The organism is Stecheria intestinalis (assembly GCF_009696165.1).
Lineage (GTDB): Bacteria > Bacillota_I > Bacilli_A > Erysipelotrichales > Erysipelotrichaceae > Bulleidia > Bulleidia intestinalis.
In genome coordinates, this window is sequence record NZ_VUMN01000030.1 from 1 (window position 1) to 18,531 (window position 18,531).

Below are 18,531 nucleotides of genomic sequence, written 5' to 3' on the forward strand. Positions count from 1 at the left end.
TCATTTCAGGCAGAAAATCCATAGAAAAGAGACCGGAATTACTTCAGAACCGGTCTCTCACTATTCCTTGTCACACACAGCTTGCGATAACTTCGTAAAACTTGCGTTCAGTTTTTCAATTCACCTTGCTGAGGGCGAGATACTCAAGGAACTGATCTTCCGGCAGGGGCTTTGAGAAATAGTAGCCCTGCAGATAATCCGTTCCTCTCTGAATCAGCATCTGCTTCTGCTTCTCGGTCTCCACGCCTTCTGCGACAGAACGGCGTTCCAGACCCCGGATCAGCGACAGCATGTTCAGGAAGATGACATTGCGGACCGGATCTTTCTCCGATTCCCAGAGAAAACTCTTGTCGATCTTGATGAGACGGAACGGATACTTGGCGATATATGAATAGCTGGCATTGCCGGTGCCGAAATCATCCAGAGAGAACGAGAAGCCTTCCTGCTGGAGCTTGCGGATCGAGTTGACCATGACGGACTCATTGAAGATGACTGCTGACTCGGTGATTTCCAGATTGATGCGATGCGGGTCGACATGATAGCGGTCCAGGATGGCACGGAAGGTTTCGGCCAGATGATCATCCATGCACTGAACGGTGGACAGGTTGACTTCAATGAAGCGGATTCCCCTTTCAAGCACATCGCTTTCTGATAGAAACCGGCATACTTCCTCGAATACCATCTCCCCGATCGAATGGATGAGACCGGTCTGCTCTGCCACCCGGATGAATTCTTCCGGAGAAATGCTGCCAAGCTTCTCATCATGGAGACGCACAAGTGCTTCCGCGGAACGAAACCGGCCAGTCCGGGCATCATAGATCGGCTGATAGTAGACCCTGAAGCTTTTTCTGCTGATTCCTCTCTGCAGGGCCTGCTCGACTTCGAGCTGACGTTCCTGCTGCTTCAGCACATCCGTGAACATGACCGGATTATCGCTGCCGATCACCTGCTGAGCGATCGTGCTCATGAACAGCAGAAGCTGCTTTTCATCGCGGATCTGGTCCGGGATGCAGGCCATCCGGACCGAAGCGGTCACGGCGACGATTGCGGTCTCATAGATCCAGGTGCCTTCAAACTTCTTTCTGATTTTTTCTGCAAAGGCTTCTGCATCTTCTCTGGTTTCCGCCGGCATCACAATGATGAACTGGCCCTGTTCCGAGCGGAAGCACCGGAGCCCGTCTCTGGAAAAGCCGTGCAGCCAGCTGCCCATCTCATGGAGAATTCCCGCCATGACGGTACTGCCGAGAGTCATCTGGTAATAGCTGCTGTTGCGGATATCCAGGGCGATAATCCAGGTATGATACGAGGCGTCATAGAATGGTCTGACAAAGCGCAGCAGGGCATATCGGCTGAGCAGGCCGGTTTCCGTATCGCGGAATCTCGAATCATCTTCGATCGTGAAGAAACAATAGAGACAGGAAAGGATCTGAAACACGATTGCCATCTGCAGGATCAATAGGTGCCTGCCGGACACTGCTCCGACGGTCATGCCGATCGTCAGCGTCAGAAGGCCATGATAGTCTTTCTTCTGAAAAGAATCATGATGTTTCAGAAGGAAAAAGAACAGGCATGCGCAATAGAACCCGACGATGAACCTGCCTGCCCATCCCAGAGCAGAAATCCTCTGCTGCTGAATTGTCTGGAAAACCACCGATCCGAAGAGGAATATCTCCGGAATGCTGAGCAGCACTTTCTGCCTGGTCCGCATTGCTCTGAGTTCTCCGGCAAGTTCCAGGAGATAAAGCAGAAAGACAGACGGACAGGTCAGCCGCAGCAGGCGGGAAAAGGCTGCGGAAAAGGTCAGAGGTGATGTCTCTGGAGCTGCGATCACGAACAGCTCGGAGAAGGAAGCAGCGAGCATGAACAGGACAAGCAGACAGAAAAGCCTGGCCCTGCGGATGTGCAGATTCTCCCGGCTGTAGATCATCAGCAGAAGAAAGATGCAGAAAATGCACGTGCAGACATCGACCGTGATAAAAAAATGATATGTATCAAGCACTGAGAAGACTCCTTGCTATACCCCTTTTCTACCCCGGATCATGATATCACAGGAACACGCAGAATTGCAGGCATGCTTCCCTGCATTCAGGGAAAAAGAATCAGAACATCTGCAGGATCATGGATGTGCTCATTTCAGCTTTTTCAGGATTGTTCACCGACCCCATAGAGCACGTTCTGCGATCCAGAGATGGCGCAAAAAAGCTGCAGCAGTATTGTGTCTGCTGCAGCCCTGCTTCAATCGGTCTTCGATTTCTCTCTTGCCGCAGAAAGGTCACGGTAAGTTCGTGCAAAGGCATGAGCGCCGATCTCACTCAGGGCGCGGATGCCGGTATGGCCGAGCTTCAGCTTTCCCAGCTGGATCATGGGCACCTGATAGAGACGGGAGGTAAGACCAAGTTCAGTCCATTCCAGAAAATGATAGTACTCATGGCTGAGAATCAGATTCTCGGCAGATTTCAGATCGAGGGAATTCTCCTCTGCCCATAGCGCGATGGACTTCAGATACAGATTGACTTCTTTCTTTCCGGAGATATAGTCGCTGAAATAGCGCTGGTTTCCGGATACGAAGTCAATGTTCTTTTCTTTCAGAGTCAGTCCGCTTTCTCTGCAGATCGCAAAGAAATCATAGCTGCCATGAAACTGCTGAAAGGTTTCACGGGCAGCTGCTTCTCCTCTTGCCCAGGCTTTTTCGGTAATCGGCTTGCGATCCTCAGCCGGAATCCTGGAATAGCATGGATCATAAGAGAGTTCTTTCAGGGCAAGATCATGATCCGGGAACGGAAAATGATCTGACTTCCGTTTCTTCTCTCCCATGGGCTATTCCACGCGTTTCGTGCCGATCACGATCAGCGGCTCGGAATCGGGAAGGCCTTCCAGTTCGACCTGGGCAAGCGAAATCACCTGTTCTGGTTTCTGCATGCCCGAGAGATCGACGATTCTTCTGCCGACGATGAGATACAGATTCGGGAGACTGGAGCCGCCGTCGTTGTATTCCGTCAGTTCTTCCAGCATCCAGTTCACGTCTTTCTTCCAGGCGGAAATACTGCTCTGACGAACCGTGGCATTGCTCTTCTGCAGGCGGATGACGCCCTCGCTGTCAATCAGGCGCAGCGGATGCGTCTTCTTGCGGAAGAAGAGTTTCTTTTCGACTTTCTCTGCCGTGACAGCAGCCATGCCTCCAGTACGGGCTTCAATCTTCAGCTCAGAAGGATTCATCGCCAGATTGGAAGCTGCTTCCTGAATCAGTTCGGCTTCACTGAGTTCTTTCTTCAGGCGATCATGAGACCGCATTTCCGTAGCACCGGTAGCGATTGCCCGGACGATGTTGCGCTGCGTATCGACCTCTACCTGAATCTCGATCGTGCCCAAAGCAGCTCCGTTCTGGATCGCTGCCTGTTCTGCTTCTCTGCGGACCGCAATGATGTCGTCCTGGGTCGGGTTGGTCACGGAACGTTCGACCATATCGCGGACCATTGCCAGCGCGACGCCGATCGTGGAGATAACCGGCGCATTGCGGGCAATGCGGTGACGATGTCCCATCGTCTCAGCAAGGTGCGGAACCACGGAAGCAGCGCCTCCGCCACCGCCGACGAAGATCGTCGTCCGGGGATCCATCTCATACATCTTCATGAGTTCCGCTGCGACTTTGGAGTTCTTGGCAGCCGCAAAGCCGAGGACTGCTTTCGCTGCCGCTTCCACGCTGACGCCCATATTGTCAGCCAGCGGTTTCCATGCCTTCTTCGCTGCTTCCGGATTGCCGTAGGCATAATCTTCCGGCTTCACATAGCCGGCGATATTGGCGGCACCGGACAGGGTCAGGGCATACTTCTTTCCATCTGCGCATTCGATCATTGCATATTCCGGATCGCCTGCCATCGGACGAATGCTCACGAGCTTCGGATCTCTGATCTCTTCCGGCTTTGCATAGACTTCATAATCGAGGTCCGCAATATGAGCAGATCTCGGTCCGGTATCGACTGCCTTGCCGTCTTTCAGCTCGATCATCGAGCCGCCGCCGATGCCGACCGTATGCACATCAAGTGAGTTCAGATAGGTCTTGAAGCCGCCGACTTCCGCATAGCGGATCATGACTTTGCCATCCTTGACGCAGGAAATATCCGTGGAAGTTCCGCCGACTTCGAAGAAGATTCCATCGGTAAGCTTCTCATACATCAGAGCTCCGGCAACCCCGGCAGCAGGTCCTGAGAGAATCGTCAGAATCGGACGGCTGCGGACTTCATCGACGGTCATGACGCCGCCATCGCAGCGCATGATCATCAGAGGTGCCTTGATGCCTGCTTTCCTGATGGACTGATCAGTCATGGCTGCGGTTTCCAGCATCTTCGGCATGATGGAAGCGTTGATCACCGCTGTGCGGGTGCGGATCTTCAGGCCGTAGAGCTTGGAGATATCGTTGGTTGCGGTTGCCGGAAGGCCCTGATCCGTGCAGAGCTTCACGACGAGATTCTCATTGGAAGGATCATCGACAGAGAAGGCTTCGGCAGCCACGAAGGACTGACAGCCCTTTTCTTTCAGCGCATCGATCGCACCCTTGATATCTTCCTCGAGACTGCCTGAAGAACAGTCAATATAGGCATTCTCCGTTTCAAGAAATTTACCCGGGGCAAGCTCGATATTGCCGATCGCCGTATCTGCCTTTGCCTTGGAGCCCTCCAGACCGCTGCCGAGGGTGATGATGCCGACCTTGGCGACATCTCCTTCCAGCAGGGCATTGGTTGCCTGCGTGGTGCCGTGAGCGATGAAGGAAACGTCATCAGGAGAAATATGATATTCCTCCATGATCTTGTGCAGCACTTCGATGATGCCCGCTGCGACGCCTTCCTTCGCCCGATGCGTGGTCGGGGTCTTGACATACCCGATCAGTTCAAATGTGTCATTGTCGATGGCGACTGCATCCGTGAATGTGCCGCCGACATCGATGCCGATTCTTACCTTCATTGCCTGCCTCCGTACTTGATTGGAAAAATGAGGCGCCTCCCTTGTTCAGAAAGGCGCCGAGTCTGCTGAATATGCTTGAGAAACTCAGAAGAAACGAACACCGGAAATGATGACACCGATGACTGCAACTACCCAGAGATACGGCAGCAGTTTCTTCGTCAGGGCATTGACATCCACTTCGCAGAAGTTCGCGGTCCAGACGTTCTGGGTATTGGTCGGATCGCCGCATGCCTGAATGCGCTCTGCAGAAAGGAAGGCTCCCATGACTGCCTGCGGCTGCAGCGTGCCAAGACCGATGATCAATGCAGCGATGCCGGAGCCAAGTCCGAACAGGTTCATCGGGCCGCGGTACAGTGCCAGCGGAGCAAGCAGCGAGAAGAAGATGATGAAGCCGGCTCTTGAGGTCGGAGTAACCTTGAGCAGGAACGGATCGAGAACGGTCTTGACGTTTGCGTTGGTAACCGCAAGGAACAGAATGCCGATGCCGATCATGAGCAGAACTGCAGGGCCTGCATCCGTGACGCCGTCATAGCCGGACTTCACGAGCAGATTCATTGCCTTGTCCCAGGACTTGCTGGTGAAGATCAGGATCCAGAGAATGCCGACCATGAAGGACGGGCAGACCGGAATCTTGAAGAACGCGACGAGGACGATCGGAATCAGCGGCGTGATCATGGCAAGGAAACCGCGGGCACCCGTCAGACTCTTCTCCCCGGCTGCCGGCTTCTTGTCTTCTGCCGGTGCAGAGAATGCGAACTTGATGCCATTGCGCTTGAATTCAACGATGATCAGAACGAGGGTCGCAATTGCGGTCAGAATCATCATCGTCGTCTCGAAGGACTGGATCTCTGAAATATCGAGGCTGAAGATGTTTGCATAGTTCTGCCACTGAGCGATGTTGATCGTAAGTCCGGTCGTGAAGGCCATCATATAGATCGCAGCCGCGCTCATTGCCGGAACGCCGATCGAAATCAGAATCGGCAGAACGATGGACCCGGTCATGATGATCGCGCCCAGTCCGCTCAATGTCGTGAACAGAATTGCGACCACTGCGACCATGATGATCGTGACGACGAACGGCTTGTCTCCGCCCAGCTCTGCGCTGCGCTTGATGATGTTCTCAGTAACGCCCGTCTTGTTCATCAGCTGAGCAAGCCATGCACCGAAGATGACGGCCATGATTGCCGCGCCCATGCGGACGGTTCCTGCTTCAAGAACGGTCTGCAGCCAGCCGATTGCGTTTCCGTCAGCGTCTTTTCCGACTGCCGGAACGCCTGCGATGATGCAGATGATGACTGCCAGCAGCGGAAGCGCCAGCAAGGTCGGCATCTTCTTTGTGATCATGAGAGCTGCGATGATCACAAATGCGATGATGATCAGAATCCCTTGTGCCATAGTTTAATCTCCTTTCAGATAACCCCTTTTTTATCGAACACGGTATGGCTTACCGGAGGCTCCGGATCAGGAAAACTTCAGTTCATTGCGTACCCATCGGGCCATCCCTTCATGGTCTGACGAAGTACGGGAATCCACGAAAATGACTTTCGGCCGATCGTTCTCAAGCTTGCTGCAGAGATCGTTTTCCAGTTCTCCCGCATTGAACTTCTGCCTTCCGGAATCGGAAGAGATGAAGATGCAGGCCAGCGGAAACATCATGCAGAGAGACATCATCAATCCTTCGAGTCCGTCTTTCTCGGCAGCGGTGTCAGCATCTTCCGGCAGGAAGGAGCGGCAGAACGACGGCAGAATCTCAATGGTCTGCTCATCCGCGGTGATGCTGGCGGCCACTTCGGTCCCGAGTCTGATCTGGGCACAGCACGAAGCAGTTTCCTCTTCTGCTAATGCCCTGGTCACGGTGTAATGCATGGAGTAGTCTTCGATCACCGGCACCTTCAGATACATGCGCAATGCATCAGAGAGCTTCATCTGGGGCGCATATCCGCCTGCATCCATCATGACGTTGAAGTCGCTTTCCTTCATATCATCCTGGAACAGAAGACCGATGCCCAGCACCCTGGACCCCTTCAGCGCCTGCCGGATGAGCTCCGCTAGATCATTGCCGGAATGCCAGCGGTCCATCAGCTTCTTCTGCGATTTCAGAGAAATCGAAAGATCGAACGTGCTGAACCAGATGCTCCGGCGGGAGATCTCGAATATGGCAATCATGCCGAAGTCCGGATTGATCTCCAGACAGCGCTGGCTCCGGCCGCCGGTGCTGATCGTGCCGTTTTCAATCAGCACGTTCTGCTCCAGCAGATGCGAAACCAGGGAAGTGACAGTGCTGGCGGAAAGTCCGGTCTTCTGGGCAAGTGAAATCCTGGAAATCCCTGGATTTTCCTGAACAAGTCTCACGATCATCGTGAGATTTTCTTTCTTCATGTCTTTCAGACCGCTCTTCTTCATGATCTTTCTCTTTTTTCGGACTTCGAAATAACTGGTTTTAACGTAGCACACATCCGGAAGGACTGCAAGGGCTTTCAGCGGTACTCGCCAAGTTTCTCTTTCAGTTCAATTCCATTGACTGCATGCAGGTCAATTCCCTGATCCAGGGCAAGCACGCATGCTTCCCCTGCTGCCTGGCCGATGTCGATGACCGTCGGAATGATGCGGATGCTTGCTTCCATGAGGAACTCTGTCGAGATGCACCTGCCGGCGGCACAGATATTCTTCACTGCGGAAGAAATCATCGCCCGGTACGGAATCTCATAGTAATCACCTGGCTGATACGAAATCTGATGCACCAGCGACTTCTTTGCCGAATGCACATCAATGTACCAGTCTCCTCTTGCAACGGCATCTTCAAATCTCGCCTGATTCGTATAGTCGCCAGCAGGCATGACATAGTCGCCGATCAGTTCCCAGGATTCTCTGATCCCGAGCATGGAAGCTTCCTGAACCAGATAGCAGTGCTCAAAGCCAGGCATATACTCTTTCAGGAACTTCATGAGACGGGCAATGGATCTCCGCCCTTCGATGATTGCTCCGGATCGGTCCAGAGCATGTTCGTTATCCATGAGATGGACGAGATGCGGACAGTTGAAGGAAAGCACGCCCGGTTTTCCCGGAACGGTATAGTTCTGGAAATAGCGCAGATCATCCGGAATCAGAACGCCGTCTTTCACCGCCTGATCAAACAATGGCTGCAAGGCAAAGCCTCTTCCGCCTACCATGGCAGATTCGAAATAATCTCCGGCTTCATGATGAACGCTGTAGGTATCATTCAGAGAGAATACATAATCACGGTATTTTTCGATATCGACTCCGCCGACTTCAAACCGCAGGGAGGAGATCTGATTATTGCCATCTTCATCTCCCCGCCGGCAAGGAACACCTGCCAGCCGCAGCACCATTGCATCGCCAGTCGCATCCACGAACTGCTTTCCGAGCACGGCGCATAATCCTTCCGTGACTGCTACGACCAGGCCTCTGATCTGATCGCCTTCCATCAGCACATCGGCAATCGCTGCATCAAAGAGCAGATCGCAGCCGGCATCGGTGAGCAGTTCGTCCCAGCTGTGGCACATCGCTTCGGCAGAATACCAGCGCTGGTTGCTGACGCCATGGTCTCTGACCGGCGCAATCGCATTGAGCTTTTCTTCAAGCGCATAGAAGTTGCTGTGATGGCCCGTATAGGAACGCATCATCGGGGTGACCAGCGCATTGACGCTGGATCCGCCTAAACGGATGGATTTCTCTACGATGAGGGTTTTCTTTCCTGCTTGTGCTGAAGTCATGGCTGCCGAAGCACCGGCGCTGCCGCCTCCGGCAATGATGGTTTCCCAGGTTCCGAGGACTTTTAGTTCGCGCCCCTGATAAGAAATGGTCTCTTTCATAATCTCTCCTGTCTTTTCAGTTCTGATTTTCCGATCTACAATTATTTCGGAGTCCGCAATAACTGCTTTCAGCATAGACGATTTTCTGCCAGATGCAAGCAGCGCGGAAAGAAAGAAGGAAAATCATGAACCAGAAAAATCAGGAAATCCTGGATTCCATTCACGGAAAGCTGATCGTCTCCTGTCAGGCACTTCCGGAAGAACCCCTGCATTCCAGCTTCATCATGGGCCGCATGGCTTTAGCAGCCACGATGGGAGGAGCCGGAGGCATCCGTGCAAACACGGTCGAGGATATTGCAGAGATCAGAAAGAACACCAGTCTTCCGATCATCGGCATCATCAAGAAAGACTATCCGGATTCGGAGGTATACATCACGCCGACCATGGCGGAAGTTGATGCCCTGATGGATTGCGGCGTTGAGATTCTGGCCATGGATGCGACCGCCAGAAAGCGCCCGGGCGGACAGTCTCTGGATGACTTCTTCCGGGAAGTGAAGCAGAAGTATCCCGAGCAGCTGTTCATGGCTGACTGCGCAAGTCCGGAAGATGGCATGCATGCCGCAGAGCTCGGCTTTGATCTGATCGGCACGACGATGGCAGGATATACGGACTACACCAGAGGGGTGAAGGTTCCGCCGTATGCCATGATCAAGAAGCTGGTGCTGGAGTCCGGCAAGCCGGTGATTGCGGAAGGCCATATCTCAACCCCGGAAATGCTGAGACATGCGATGGACATGAATGTCTGGGCAGTCGTTGTCGGCTCGGCAATCACCCGGCCTTATGAGATCACGAAGACTTTCATGAAAGCCCTGGAGGACTGATGAGCCGCATCGGTCTTCTGGATATCGGCGGCACTACCATCAAGAGCGGAATCCTGGATCATGGAACCCTGAGTGCCAGAGAAACCATTCCCACCTGTGCTTCTATGGGAGCAGAGCAGGTGATTGCCCGGGCGATGAATCTGCTCACAGCTTTTTCTGATCTCGATGCAATAGGCATCAGCACCTGCGGACAGGTCGATCCGGAGAATGGTTCCATCGCTTATGCCAATGACAATATGCCCGGCTATACCGGCATGAAGGTCAGGGCAAAGTTCGAGGAACGGTTTCAGATTCCCTGTGCCGTGCTGAATGATGCATATGCGGCTGCAGCTGGCGAACATGCATGCGGGGCAGCCGCAGGTGCTTCGGATTTTCTGTGCATCACGTATGGAACGGGCATCGGCGCAGGCATCTGGCTGAATGGTTCCCCCTATTACGGAGCTGGTCCGAATGCCGGCATCATGGCTGGGGGCATGATCGTGCATGCAGAGAAGCGGGACGATCCATGGGCAGGAAGCTATGAAAAAGCAGCCTCCACCACCGCATTGCTGAAGATGTCACAGCAGGCAGATCCTTCGATTCTGAATGGCCGTTCCTTCATGGAACAGGCAGAAAACGATCCTGCTCTGATGCAGGTGCTTGAGGCATGGACGGAAGAGATCGGCATCGGCCTATGCTCATTTGCGGCAGTCTTCAACATTCCGCTCTTCGTATTAGGCGGCGGCATCATGGAACAGCCGATCGTCTTCGAAAAGACCGTGCAGGCATTCGAAAAGCACCTGATACCGGGCTTTCGAGGAATCGAGCTGAAAAAAGCCCGGCTTGGAAACCAGGCAGGGCTGTATGGAGCTGCAGCAATGGCAGAAGCCATGCTTGCAGAAGCGTGATTCAGAGCAATCCGGAAGGATTGCTCTTTTATTTACCGAGAACCAGATATCTTCCGCAGATCACATCTTCCACGGCAAGGCCAAGGGCATCGAAGAGCGTGATCTCCTCGTCGGATTGTCTTCCTGGAACTTTTCCAAGCAGAAGCCCGCCGAGGCTGCCGCGGATATGATCTTCCGCAATCAGGCCTTCCGACAGCGGAATGAGATATTCTCCGGATTCCTTCTTCATTGCCGAGATTTCATCCGCATAGACCTTCGAAGCAGCGAAGAGTTCGGACGTGACCTCCCTGGTCGTCGGGGTGAAGGTGCCGACGGCATTGATATGAGCACCCGGACGGATCCACTCCTTCTTCAGATAAGGCTCCTTCGAAGGGGTCACGGTGCAGATGATATCTGCATCTTTCACGGCCTGTCTGGCACTGTCAGCGACAGTGACTTCAAGTCCGTAAACAGCCTTCATCTCTTCCGCAAACTTTCCGGCTGCTTCTCTGCGCAGATCATAGACCGAGATCTCTCTGATCGACGGACGCACCAGCAGGATCGCAGCAGTGTGAGACCTTGCCTGAGCCCCTGCTCCGATCAAGGCAAGCTTCTGAGCATCTTTCAAGGCCAATAGATCCGTAGCGACTGCCGAGACGCACCCGGTACGCACTTCCGTGATGACCGAGCAGTCGGCCATGCCGATCGGAAAGCCATGATCGCTGTCAAACATCATGACGTAGCCCATGTGGCTCGGGTATGGTGTCCCTGCATTATTGGAATTCGCATCGATGATCTTGGCGCCGAAGCAGCTATGATCGCCAAGATATGCCGGCATGAAGCCGAACGTATTGCCTTGCGGCAGGTGATTGATGGAACGCAGCGGCTGAACTGCCTTTCCCTGTTCCAGGGCAATGAATGCCTCTCTCATCAGCGGAATGCATACTTCCGGAGTCAGCCTTTTTCTGGCTTCTTCTGCTTCTACGATAATCATTCTTCTTTCCTCCTGAATCCATGTGCTGCAAAAACCTTTTCCAGCCGGCCGATGGCAGCGATGACCTCTGTTTCCATAACTGCGGTGCAGATCCTTGCGCAGCACTTTCCTCCATAGTATTCTTCTCCGCGATCGCAGGCAAACAAGGCTTCTTCTTCCAGCATCCTGAACAGAGCGTCCGGTTCCATACCCAGCGCGGAAAGGTCTGCCCAGAGCACATATCCTGCATCCGGCGTATATGCTTTCACCCCTTCAAAGGAACTGAAGAAGTTCAGAAAGCGATCGGTATTGCGCTTCAGCACTTCAATCAGCTGGCTGAGCCATTCTGCGCCTGCCGGCGTATATCCGCCGATGAGCGCTGCATAAGCCATCGGATCGATACTGCCGAAGTGATCGGCAGTACGCTGTTCTTCAAATGCACGATAGAGTCCGGGATTGCGGATGATCGCATTCGCATGGTTGACGCCGGTAAAAGAAAACGTCTTTCCCATCGAAAGGATCGAGATCACAAGATCGCTGTCCTTCGCCAGAGCAGTAAGCAGCGGGACCGGTTTCCCGTTCAGCGGGATGTCTGCGAAAATCTCATCAGAGAGAATCGGCATCCGGTATTTCCTGGCCAGAGACAGAAGCTGATGCAGTTCTTCTTCTGACAGCACCTGACCGGTCGGATTATCCGGATTGCAGAGCACAAACAGCTTTGCCTTCGGATCGGAAAACTTTCTTTCCAGATCTTCAAAGTCCGGATGGAATCTTCCTTCTTTTTCAATCATCGGGCTGAAGATGGTAGTTCCTCGCTTCAGACGGCGGGCTGCCTGATCGTAGCGATTGTAATCCGGAGTCATGAGCACCATGTGCTCCTCTGGCTTCACAAACAGACGGATCGCAGATGCGACGGAGAAGATCGTGCCCTGCATCGGCAGAATCCAGTCAGGGGAAATGTCTGCCTTCCGGATGTTCTTCACCCACCAGACGATATGATCTCTGTAATTCTGATCCGCGATCGTAAAGCCCATCAGTCCGTTCTCTGCACATTCCTTCATCGCATCGATGACCGGCTGAGCGGTGCGGAATTCAAACTCTGCCCCGCTGAAGCTCGGAAGGTTGTGCTGGCGGATCGCGGATGGGGTGAACATCAGATCCTTGAGGTTCCCCCTTCCGGTTCTGGAAACCCGGGTCGTGAAATCATACTTCATGCTGGGTCTCCATAATGAAAGCACGCGAGGCGGTGGCCCTTTCTGATCTCTCTGAGTTCAGGGGTTTCATGCCGGCAGCGCTCTTCTGCGAATGGACATCTTGCCGCAAAACGGCAGCCTGGGCTCGGATTGACAGGACTGGTGACTTCGCCCTGCAGAATGACCTGGTTCTTCCGGTCAGCTTCAAAATCGGGATCTGCAACCGGAACTGCATCAAGCAGGCCTTGGGTATACGGATGAAGCGGATGGTCATAGACTTCAGAGGTATACCCGGTTTCCACCATCTGCCCCAGATACATCACGCAGATTTCATCGCTGATATAACGGACCATTGAAAGATCATGGGCAATGAAGAGATAAGTCAGCTTCATCTCTTTCTGCAGATCCACCAGCAGGTTCACGATCTGGGCCTGCACCGAGACATCGAGAGCGGAAATTGCTTCATCGCATACGATGAATTCCGGATTCACGGCAAGCGAACGGGCAAGGCCGACGCGCTGACGCTGGCCGCCGGAGAATTCGTGCGGGAAGCGATTGGCATGTTCGGCATGCAGGCCGACTTTCTCAAGCAGTTCGTAGACCATCTGCATGCGTTCATGATCATCCGCTCCGATGTGATGGATTTCCAGTCCTTCCTTGATGATTTCCCCGACGGTAAAGAACGGGTTCAGGGAAGCATAAGGGTCCTGATAGACCATCTGCATCCGTCTGGTCAGCTCTCTTCTTTCTTTTCCATGGATGGATGTGATGTCTTTTCCGTCAAAGAAGATCCTGCCGCCATCCGGTTCATAGAGACGGACTAATGTGCGGCCGACGGTCGTCTTGCCGCAGCCGGACTCTCCGACCAGACCGAGCGTGCGCTGACGGGGAATCTGAAAGGAAACATCATCCACCGCGTGCAGAATCCGGTTATGCCCGAGATTGAAATATTTCTTCAGGTGGTCGGCCTGAACAAGCGTCTGATTGGTTTCAGTCATGAGCAGATCCTCCGATTGCAGTGCTTCTGTCTCCTTCCGATAGATACGGCGGGATGAAATCCTTCGAACAGCGCGCATCCAGCAGCCAGCACTTTGCACAATGTCCTTCAGAAACGTTCTTCAGATCAGGATCATGGTGCAGGCATGCTTCAAGACAGTACGGACAGCGCGGCGCAAAGGAGCAGCCGGAGGGAGGCGCATAAAGGTCCGGCGGCGTGCCGGGAATCGACATCAGCCGGGCATCCGACTTCTTCCGGCGGTCCGGCATGGAGCCAAGCAGGCCGTAGGTATACGGGTGCTTCGTGGAATAGAAAACATCCCGGAGAGACCCTTCTTCGACGATCTGACCTGCATACATGACCGCAACCCGATCTGCCATGCGGGCAACAACGCCGAGATTGTGCGTGATCAGAATGATGGCGCATCCGGTTTCTTTCTGCATGTCCATCATCAGCTTCAGAATCTGTGCCTGGGTCGTCACATCCAGAGCGGTAGTCGGTTCATCTGCGATCAGCACGGAGGGATGGCAGCACATTGCCATCGCAATCATGATACGCTGGCGCTGGCCGCCGGAAAAAGTGTGCGGATAGCGGCGGAAGGATTCTTCCGGATTCGGGATTCCGACCTTAGCGAGCATCTCGATGGCTCGTTTCTTCGCATCCGATCGGGAAATCGGTTCATGGACCCTGATCGCTTCCGTCATCTGTCTGCCGATGCGCTGAACGGGATTCAGAGAGGTCATGGCATCCTGGAAGACCATTGCGAATTCCCTGCCTCGGTATGCCCGCATCTCTTTTTCTGAAATCCTTGAAATGTCTTTCCCTTTGTAGAGGATGCTGTCAGAGAAGACAATTGCAGGCGGTTCTGGATTCAGGCGGATGATCGACTGCGTGGAGACCGATTTCCCGCAGCCCGATTCGCCGACAATGGCAAGAGTCTCCCCGGGATCGAGATGGAAGCTGACCCCGCGGACGGCATGGATCGTTCCGGAGACCGTTTCGAAATTCACTCTGAGGTTATTCACTTCAAGCAGATGTCCGCTCATTCTGCCACCTCCTTTTTCATGCTTTCTTCTGCCTGTCTGCGCTTTTTCCGCCATGCCCGCGTGGAGAATTCCTCGCGCAGCTGCGGATCAAGATCGTCACGCAGGCAGTTGCCCAGCATGAAGAATGCAAAGATGATCAATGCCAGAACTGAGGAAGGAAGAATGAACTGATAGAAATGGATCCGGTACAGGTTCGCGCCGTCAGCGGCAAGCTGGCCAAGGGAAGTCATCGGCGGAGCAATGCCGAGGCCGATGAACGCCAGGCTTGCTTCAATGAACATTGCGGCAGGGACGGAGCTGGTCAGAGATACGATCATGTTGCCGAGCACATTCGGAAGAATATGCCGGAAGATGATCCGGCCGGAAGAAGCCCCGAGTGTTTCGGCAGCCAGTGTGAATTCCCGGTTCCTGAACTGCAGGATGCGGCCGCGGTATCCTCTGGCCGGGCCCATCCAGTTCATGATGGCAAGGGCAAGGATGATCGACTGCGCGCCACCGCCGAAATAGACAATGACCAGAATCAGATAGATCATCGAGGGAATGCAGAGACCGACATCGATGATGCGCATGATGATCATATCCACCCATCCCCCGCACCAGCCGGAGATCGAGCCGATCACCATGCCGAAGGCAAATGGAATGATGGCGCCGATGAATCCGACTGCCAGCGAAACTCTGGCCCCGACCCAGACTCTGGTCCAGATGTCACGGCCGACGGAATCGGTGCCGAACCAGTGCTGGGCAGACGGAGAAAGATTGCTTTCCAGCAGGCTGGTCGTATCGTACCGATACGGCGACAGCATCGGTGCGAAGAGCGCCATCAGGATCACTGCCAGAATCAGAATGACGCAGAACTGGCCAAGGCGGTCTTCCCTGAACTTGCGCCAGACCCCCTGCCAGTAGCTGACAGATGGACGAACAATCTGTTCCATGTCTATCTTTGATCGATCTGCAGGAACAAATTCAGAGACAGGGATTTCATCGTTCTTATTCATTGCTGTGCTCATTCATAAACCTCCTCTCATGCGACGCGGATACGAGGATCCACAATGCCATAAAGCAGGTCAACGATGAAGTTGGCGCTGACCACGATGATCGCCTGGAAGATCACTAATCCCATTACCATCGTGTAATCCAGGGAAATCACGCTGTCTACAAAATAGCTTCCCATGCCTGGAATAGAAAAGATCTTCTCAATGACATAAGAGCCTAAGAGCATCCCTGCAATCTCGGTGCCGATGCCGGTGATCAGCGGAATGATGGCATTGCGGATCTGATGAAACACCGTGACTTTCCAGGGGCTCAAGCCCTTTGCCTTGGCCGTCTTGAGATAGTCCTGTCGGTCGACTTCCAGCATCAGCGTGCGCATGGAACGAGCATAGCCGGCGATGGTGCCAAGAGAGAGACAGATGGTCGGAAGAATGGTATGCCGGAAGCTCTTCCATTGGGATACCGGGAACCAGTGCAGCTTCACCGCGAAGAAGTACTGAAGCAGAGCAGCGATGATGAACGAAGGCACTGCAATGCAGAGGATCACGAACACATTGATGGCGGTATCCGCAGCCTGGCCGCGATGCTTGGCGGAAATGATGCCGAGGATCATGCCGACCGGAATGCCGAACAGCAGTGCCTGCATGCCGAGCTGCGCGCTCACCGGGAAAGTCGTGGAGATGATGTAGTTCACGCTGCGGCCGGTATATTTGATCGAATATCCGAAATCGCCATGCAGAAGATTGCCCAGATAAGTCAGATACTGCTGCCAGACAGGCTTGTCCAGCCCGTAATAGGCCATCATCTTCGCCACGGTTTCCGCCTTCAGGATCTTCGTGGAGGCAAACGGATTCCCTGGCAGCAGATGCAGCAGGAAGAAGCATACGGTCACAATGACCCAGATGGTGATCACCGAAATGATCAGCCGGTACAGAATATATCGTTTCATTCAGGTCCCTTCTAAGGAAATGCAGCCGCGGATGCCGGCTGCATTTCCCCTTCCTTCTTTTTTATGTCTCAGGATTACCCCCTGAGCAATCCCTCAGTTCTTTTTCAGATAATTGATTTCAATTGCATCATCAATATTCGAAAGAATGAAGTTGCTGTACTCGTGGGATACCGCATAGTAGCTGCCAACGGTGTTGACCGGAATCAGCGGCAGTTCATCAGTCATGATCTGAGCCGCCTGTGCATATAGCTCCATCCGCTTCGTGCGGTCGAATTCCTGGGATCCTTCGCGGACCAGGGAATCATATTCTTCGTTCGAGAAGATATTGCCTGCCCCTGCTGGATTGTTGGCGGAGCCATCCGTGATCCAGTAGGCAAGGAAATCAAATGGAGAGGAACCGGTGCCGAGCGAGGTATAGTAGATATCATACTGCAGGGTGCACATTAGCTGAATCGCATTCGGGACCGGCTGCAGATTAATCTCGATGTTCTTCAGTCCAAGTACCTGGCCCCACTGATCGGTGATCGTTTCAGCCATGGTCCGGTAGTTGTCATTGTCAAACGTCAGGTAAGTCAGCGTCGGAAGATCATCGACGGAACTGTAGCCAAGCTCCTCCAGCGCAGCGTTCAGATACTTTACTGCCTGCTCTGCATCACCATCGACCGGAACTTCATTCTTCATCGGATAATCCTCGCAGAACAGAGAGTCTTCCTGGTTTCCAGGAACCGGCGGATTAAAGAAAGAACTGGTCGGATTCACAGATTTGTCGACTGCCTGGTTGATTGCCGTGCGGTTCAGCGCATAGCTGAGGGCCAAACGGAAATTCTTGCTGGAAAGAAGCGCAGCCTTTGCCGCATCGCCCTGTCCGGTCGTATTCAGCTGCACGCAACGAAGAGCCGAGCCGGAGGTATAGATCAGGTAGTCCTTGAGTTCATCCACATAATTGATATCGACCTTGTACATTGCCTGAGCTTCATTGTTCTCAAACATTGCAACCGAAGTATTGCTGTCGGAACTGCTGATCTGAATGACTTTCTTTGCAGGAAACTGCTCATCTGAACAGAGCCAGTTCTCGTTCTTCTCGTAAGTGAGGCTTGAGCCGATGGTCCAGTCCGTCAGAAGATATGGTCCGGAGCTTTCATAATTCTCCAGGGTTCCGCCGTAAGCCTGTCCCTGGGACTCAAAGAATGACTTTGAAAGCGGATAGACCTTGATGTTGTTTCCTTCGAATTCCGCCTTCGGAGATTCCAGGGTCAGCTGCAGAGTCAGATCATCCAGTGCCTTGATGCCGACGTCATCGGCCGTGCATTCGCCATTGTTGAATGCAGCAGCGTTCACGAAGCCATAGCGTTCAATGAGGTCGCTTGCATTGCCGGAGCCATTTGCCGGGTCCAGCTGGGCAAGCAGATAATAGGCAAAATCAGATGCAGTGATCGGCGTTCCATCCGGCCAGTTGGTCTCTTTCAGGTGGTAGGTGTAGGTCAGATGATCATCAGAAACCTCATAGCTGTCGCAGACTTCATTCTGATAGACGCCCTGATACGGACGGAACAGCATTTCCTGAGTCAGATAGAACGCAAAATTATCCAGGTCCGTCTGCGAAGTGACCATATTCAGACTGGTCGGCTCGGTCGCGATGAAGGTGAATTCATCAATCTCCGAGGAACCTGCTCCTTCTGATGCGGAAGAAGAAGCGGCAGCACTGCTCTCCCCTCCTTCCTGCGTGTAAGTCCCGCAGCCTGCAAGCACCGTGCAGAACGCAAGCACCGCGGCAATTCTTTTCTTCCTCATAGTTTCCCTCCCTGAGTTAGTTCAATTCTATGCTCATCGCCGCTGGCATGCAACGGCTTTTTCAATTTTCTGAAAGAAACTCCTTTTTCTTTTCATTCAGGAAGGATTGCTGA

General features: G+C 53.4%; 15 protein-coding genes. 2 read left to right on the forward strand and 13 right to left on the reverse strand.

The genetic code is table 11. From position 1 onward, the window contains the following. Window positions 1-115: 115 nt before the first annotated feature. The 6 genes from FYJ51_RS10890 to FYJ51_RS10915 all read right to left on the reverse strand — a co-directional run bounded on the left by FYJ51_RS10890 (window position 116) and on the right by FYJ51_RS10915 (window position 8,792). Window positions 116-1,999: a bifunctional diguanylate cyclase/phosphodiesterase gene (locus tag FYJ51_RS10890; protein WP_154505597.1), complete on the reverse strand. Its 1,884-nt coding sequence runs from the start codon at window positions 1,997-1,999 to the stop codon at window positions 116-118. A gap of 236 nt (window positions 2,000-2,235) precedes the next feature. After that, window positions 2,236-2,814 (reverse strand): hypothetical protein, encoded by a 579-nt coding sequence (locus FYJ51_RS10895; protein ID WP_105304196.1) that lies wholly within the window; start codon window positions 2,812-2,814, stop codon window positions 2,236-2,238. Between the two features lie 3 nt (window positions 2,815-2,817). Then, window positions 2,818-4,959, reverse strand: coding sequence for a hydantoinase/oxoprolinase family protein (locus tag FYJ51_RS10900; protein ID WP_154505598.1), 2,142 nt, complete (start codon window positions 4,957-4,959; stop codon window positions 2,818-2,820). A gap of 84 nt (window positions 4,960-5,043) precedes the next feature. After that, the gene (locus FYJ51_RS10905; RefSeq protein WP_154505599.1) at window positions 5,044-6,354 is read right to left on the reverse strand and encodes a C4-dicarboxylate ABC transporter; all 1,311 of its coding nucleotides are present in this window, start codon (window positions 6,352-6,354) and stop codon (window positions 5,044-5,046) included. A 66-nt stretch (window positions 6,355-6,420) separates the two neighbouring features. Then, the gene (locus FYJ51_RS10910) at window positions 6,421-7,362 is read right to left on the reverse strand and encodes a winged helix-turn-helix transcriptional regulator (RefSeq protein ID WP_154505600.1); all 942 of its coding nucleotides are present in this window, start codon (window positions 7,360-7,362) and stop codon (window positions 6,421-6,423) included. 74 nt (window positions 7,363-7,436) lie between these two features. Further along, the gene (locus FYJ51_RS10915) at window positions 7,437-8,792 is read right to left on the reverse strand and encodes an FAD-dependent oxidoreductase (RefSeq protein WP_154505601.1); all 1,356 of its coding nucleotides are present in this window, start codon (window positions 8,790-8,792) and stop codon (window positions 7,437-7,439) included. 125 nt (window positions 8,793-8,917) lie between these two features. On the opposite strand from FYJ51_RS10915, the gene FYJ51_RS10920 reads away from it, so the two are divergent. After that, window positions 8,918-9,613, forward strand: a complete 696-nt coding sequence (locus FYJ51_RS10920) for an N-acetylmannosamine-6-phosphate 2-epimerase (RefSeq protein WP_154505602.1) — start codon at window positions 8,918-8,920, stop codon at window positions 9,611-9,613. Further along, window positions 9,613-10,500, forward strand: coding sequence for an ROK family protein (locus FYJ51_RS10925; protein ID WP_154505603.1), 888 nt, complete (start codon window positions 9,613-9,615; stop codon window positions 10,498-10,500). Before FYJ51_RS10920 ends, FYJ51_RS10925 begins: the two co-directional genes overlap by 1 nt. Before the next feature lie 28 nt (window positions 10,501-10,528). Here the strand turns inward: FYJ51_RS10925 and FYJ51_RS10930 are convergent, their stop codons facing one another. The 7 genes from FYJ51_RS10930 to FYJ51_RS10960 form a co-directional block, all read right to left on the reverse strand. Continuing rightward, a complete protein-coding gene (locus FYJ51_RS10930; protein ID WP_154505604.1) occupies window positions 10,529-11,473 on the reverse strand; it encodes an ornithine cyclodeaminase family protein in 945 nt (314 codons plus the stop codon). After that, window positions 11,470-12,666, reverse strand: coding sequence for an aminotransferase class I/II-fold pyridoxal phosphate-dependent enzyme (locus tag FYJ51_RS10935; protein WP_154505605.1), 1,197 nt, complete (start codon window positions 12,664-12,666; stop codon window positions 11,470-11,472). Before FYJ51_RS10935 ends, FYJ51_RS10930 begins: the two co-directional genes overlap by 4 nt. After that, window positions 12,663-13,643, reverse strand: a complete 981-nt coding sequence (locus FYJ51_RS10940; protein WP_154505606.1) for an ABC transporter ATP-binding protein — start codon at window positions 13,641-13,643, stop codon at window positions 12,663-12,665. The genes FYJ51_RS10935 and FYJ51_RS10940 overlap by 4 nt, the downstream gene beginning before the upstream one ends. Continuing rightward, window positions 13,636-14,688: an ABC transporter ATP-binding protein gene (locus FYJ51_RS10945; RefSeq protein ID WP_154505607.1), complete on the reverse strand. Its 1,053-nt coding sequence runs from the start codon at window positions 14,686-14,688 to the stop codon at window positions 13,636-13,638. The genes FYJ51_RS10940 and FYJ51_RS10945 overlap by 8 nt, the downstream gene beginning before the upstream one ends. After that, entirely contained in the window at window positions 14,685-15,695 is a 1,011-nt protein-coding gene (locus FYJ51_RS10950) for an ABC transporter permease (protein ID WP_154505608.1), read from the reverse strand. Before FYJ51_RS10950 ends, FYJ51_RS10945 begins: the two co-directional genes overlap by 4 nt. A gap of 14 nt (window positions 15,696-15,709) precedes the next feature. Then, the gene (locus tag FYJ51_RS10955; RefSeq protein WP_154505609.1) at window positions 15,710-16,627 is read right to left on the reverse strand and encodes an ABC transporter permease; all 918 of its coding nucleotides are present in this window, start codon (window positions 16,625-16,627) and stop codon (window positions 15,710-15,712) included. 93 nt (window positions 16,628-16,720) lie between these two features. Then, window positions 16,721-18,418, reverse strand: a complete 1,698-nt coding sequence (locus FYJ51_RS10960) for a peptide ABC transporter substrate-binding protein (RefSeq protein ID WP_154505610.1) — start codon at window positions 18,416-18,418, stop codon at window positions 16,721-16,723. Window positions 18,419-18,531 lie beyond the last annotated feature (113 nt).

What these genes read in the sequence shown, in the direction of transcription:
- FYJ51_RS10920 (WP_154505602.1), top strand. Translation starts at nt 8,918, where the DNA reads ATGAACCAGAAAAATCAGGAAATCCTGGATTCCATTCACGGAAAGCTG.
- FYJ51_RS10915 (WP_154505601.1), bottom strand. Translation starts at nt 8,792, where the DNA reads ATGAAAGAGACCATTTCTTATCAGGGGCGCGAACTAAAAGTCCTCGGA.
- FYJ51_RS10925 (WP_154505603.1), top strand. Translation starts at nt 9,613, where the DNA reads ATGAGCCGCATCGGTCTTCTGGATATCGGCGGCACTACCATCAAGAGC.
- FYJ51_RS10895 (WP_105304196.1), bottom strand. Translation starts at nt 2,814, where the DNA reads ATGGGAGAGAAGAAACGGAAGTCAGATCATTTTCCGTTCCCGGATCAT.
- FYJ51_RS10955 (WP_154505609.1), bottom strand. Translation starts at nt 16,627, where the DNA reads ATGAAACGATATATTCTGTACCGGCTGATCATTTCGGTGATCACCATC.
- FYJ51_RS10910 (WP_154505600.1), bottom strand. Translation starts at nt 7,362, where the DNA reads ATGAAGAAGAGCGGTCTGAAAGACATGAAGAAAGAAAATCTCACGATG.
- FYJ51_RS10905 (WP_154505599.1), bottom strand. Translation starts at nt 6,354, where the DNA reads ATGGCACAAGGGATTCTGATCATCATCGCATTTGTGATCATCGCAGCT.
- FYJ51_RS10960 (WP_154505610.1), bottom strand. Translation starts at nt 18,418, where the DNA reads ATGAGGAAGAAAAGAATTGCCGCGGTGCTTGCGTTCTGCACGGTGCTT.
- FYJ51_RS10935 (WP_154505605.1), bottom strand. Translation starts at nt 12,666, where the DNA reads ATGAAGTATGATTTCACGACCCGGGTTTCCAGAACCGGAAGGGGGAAC.
- FYJ51_RS10950 (WP_154505608.1), bottom strand. Translation starts at nt 15,695, where the DNA reads ATGAGCACAGCAATGAATAAGAACGATGAAATCCCTGTCTCTGAATTT.
- FYJ51_RS10900 (WP_154505598.1), bottom strand. Translation starts at nt 4,959, where the DNA reads ATGAAGGTAAGAATCGGCATCGATGTCGGCGGCACATTCACGGATGCA.
- FYJ51_RS10930 (WP_154505604.1), bottom strand. Translation starts at nt 11,473, where the DNA reads ATGATTATCGTAGAAGCAGAAGAAGCCAGAAAAAGGCTGACTCCGGAA.
- FYJ51_RS10945 (WP_154505607.1), bottom strand. Translation starts at nt 14,688, where the DNA reads ATGAGCGGACATCTGCTTGAAGTGAATAACCTCAGAGTGAATTTCGAA.
- FYJ51_RS10940 (WP_154505606.1), bottom strand. Translation starts at nt 13,643, where the DNA reads ATGACTGAAACCAATCAGACGCTTGTTCAGGCCGACCACCTGAAGAAA.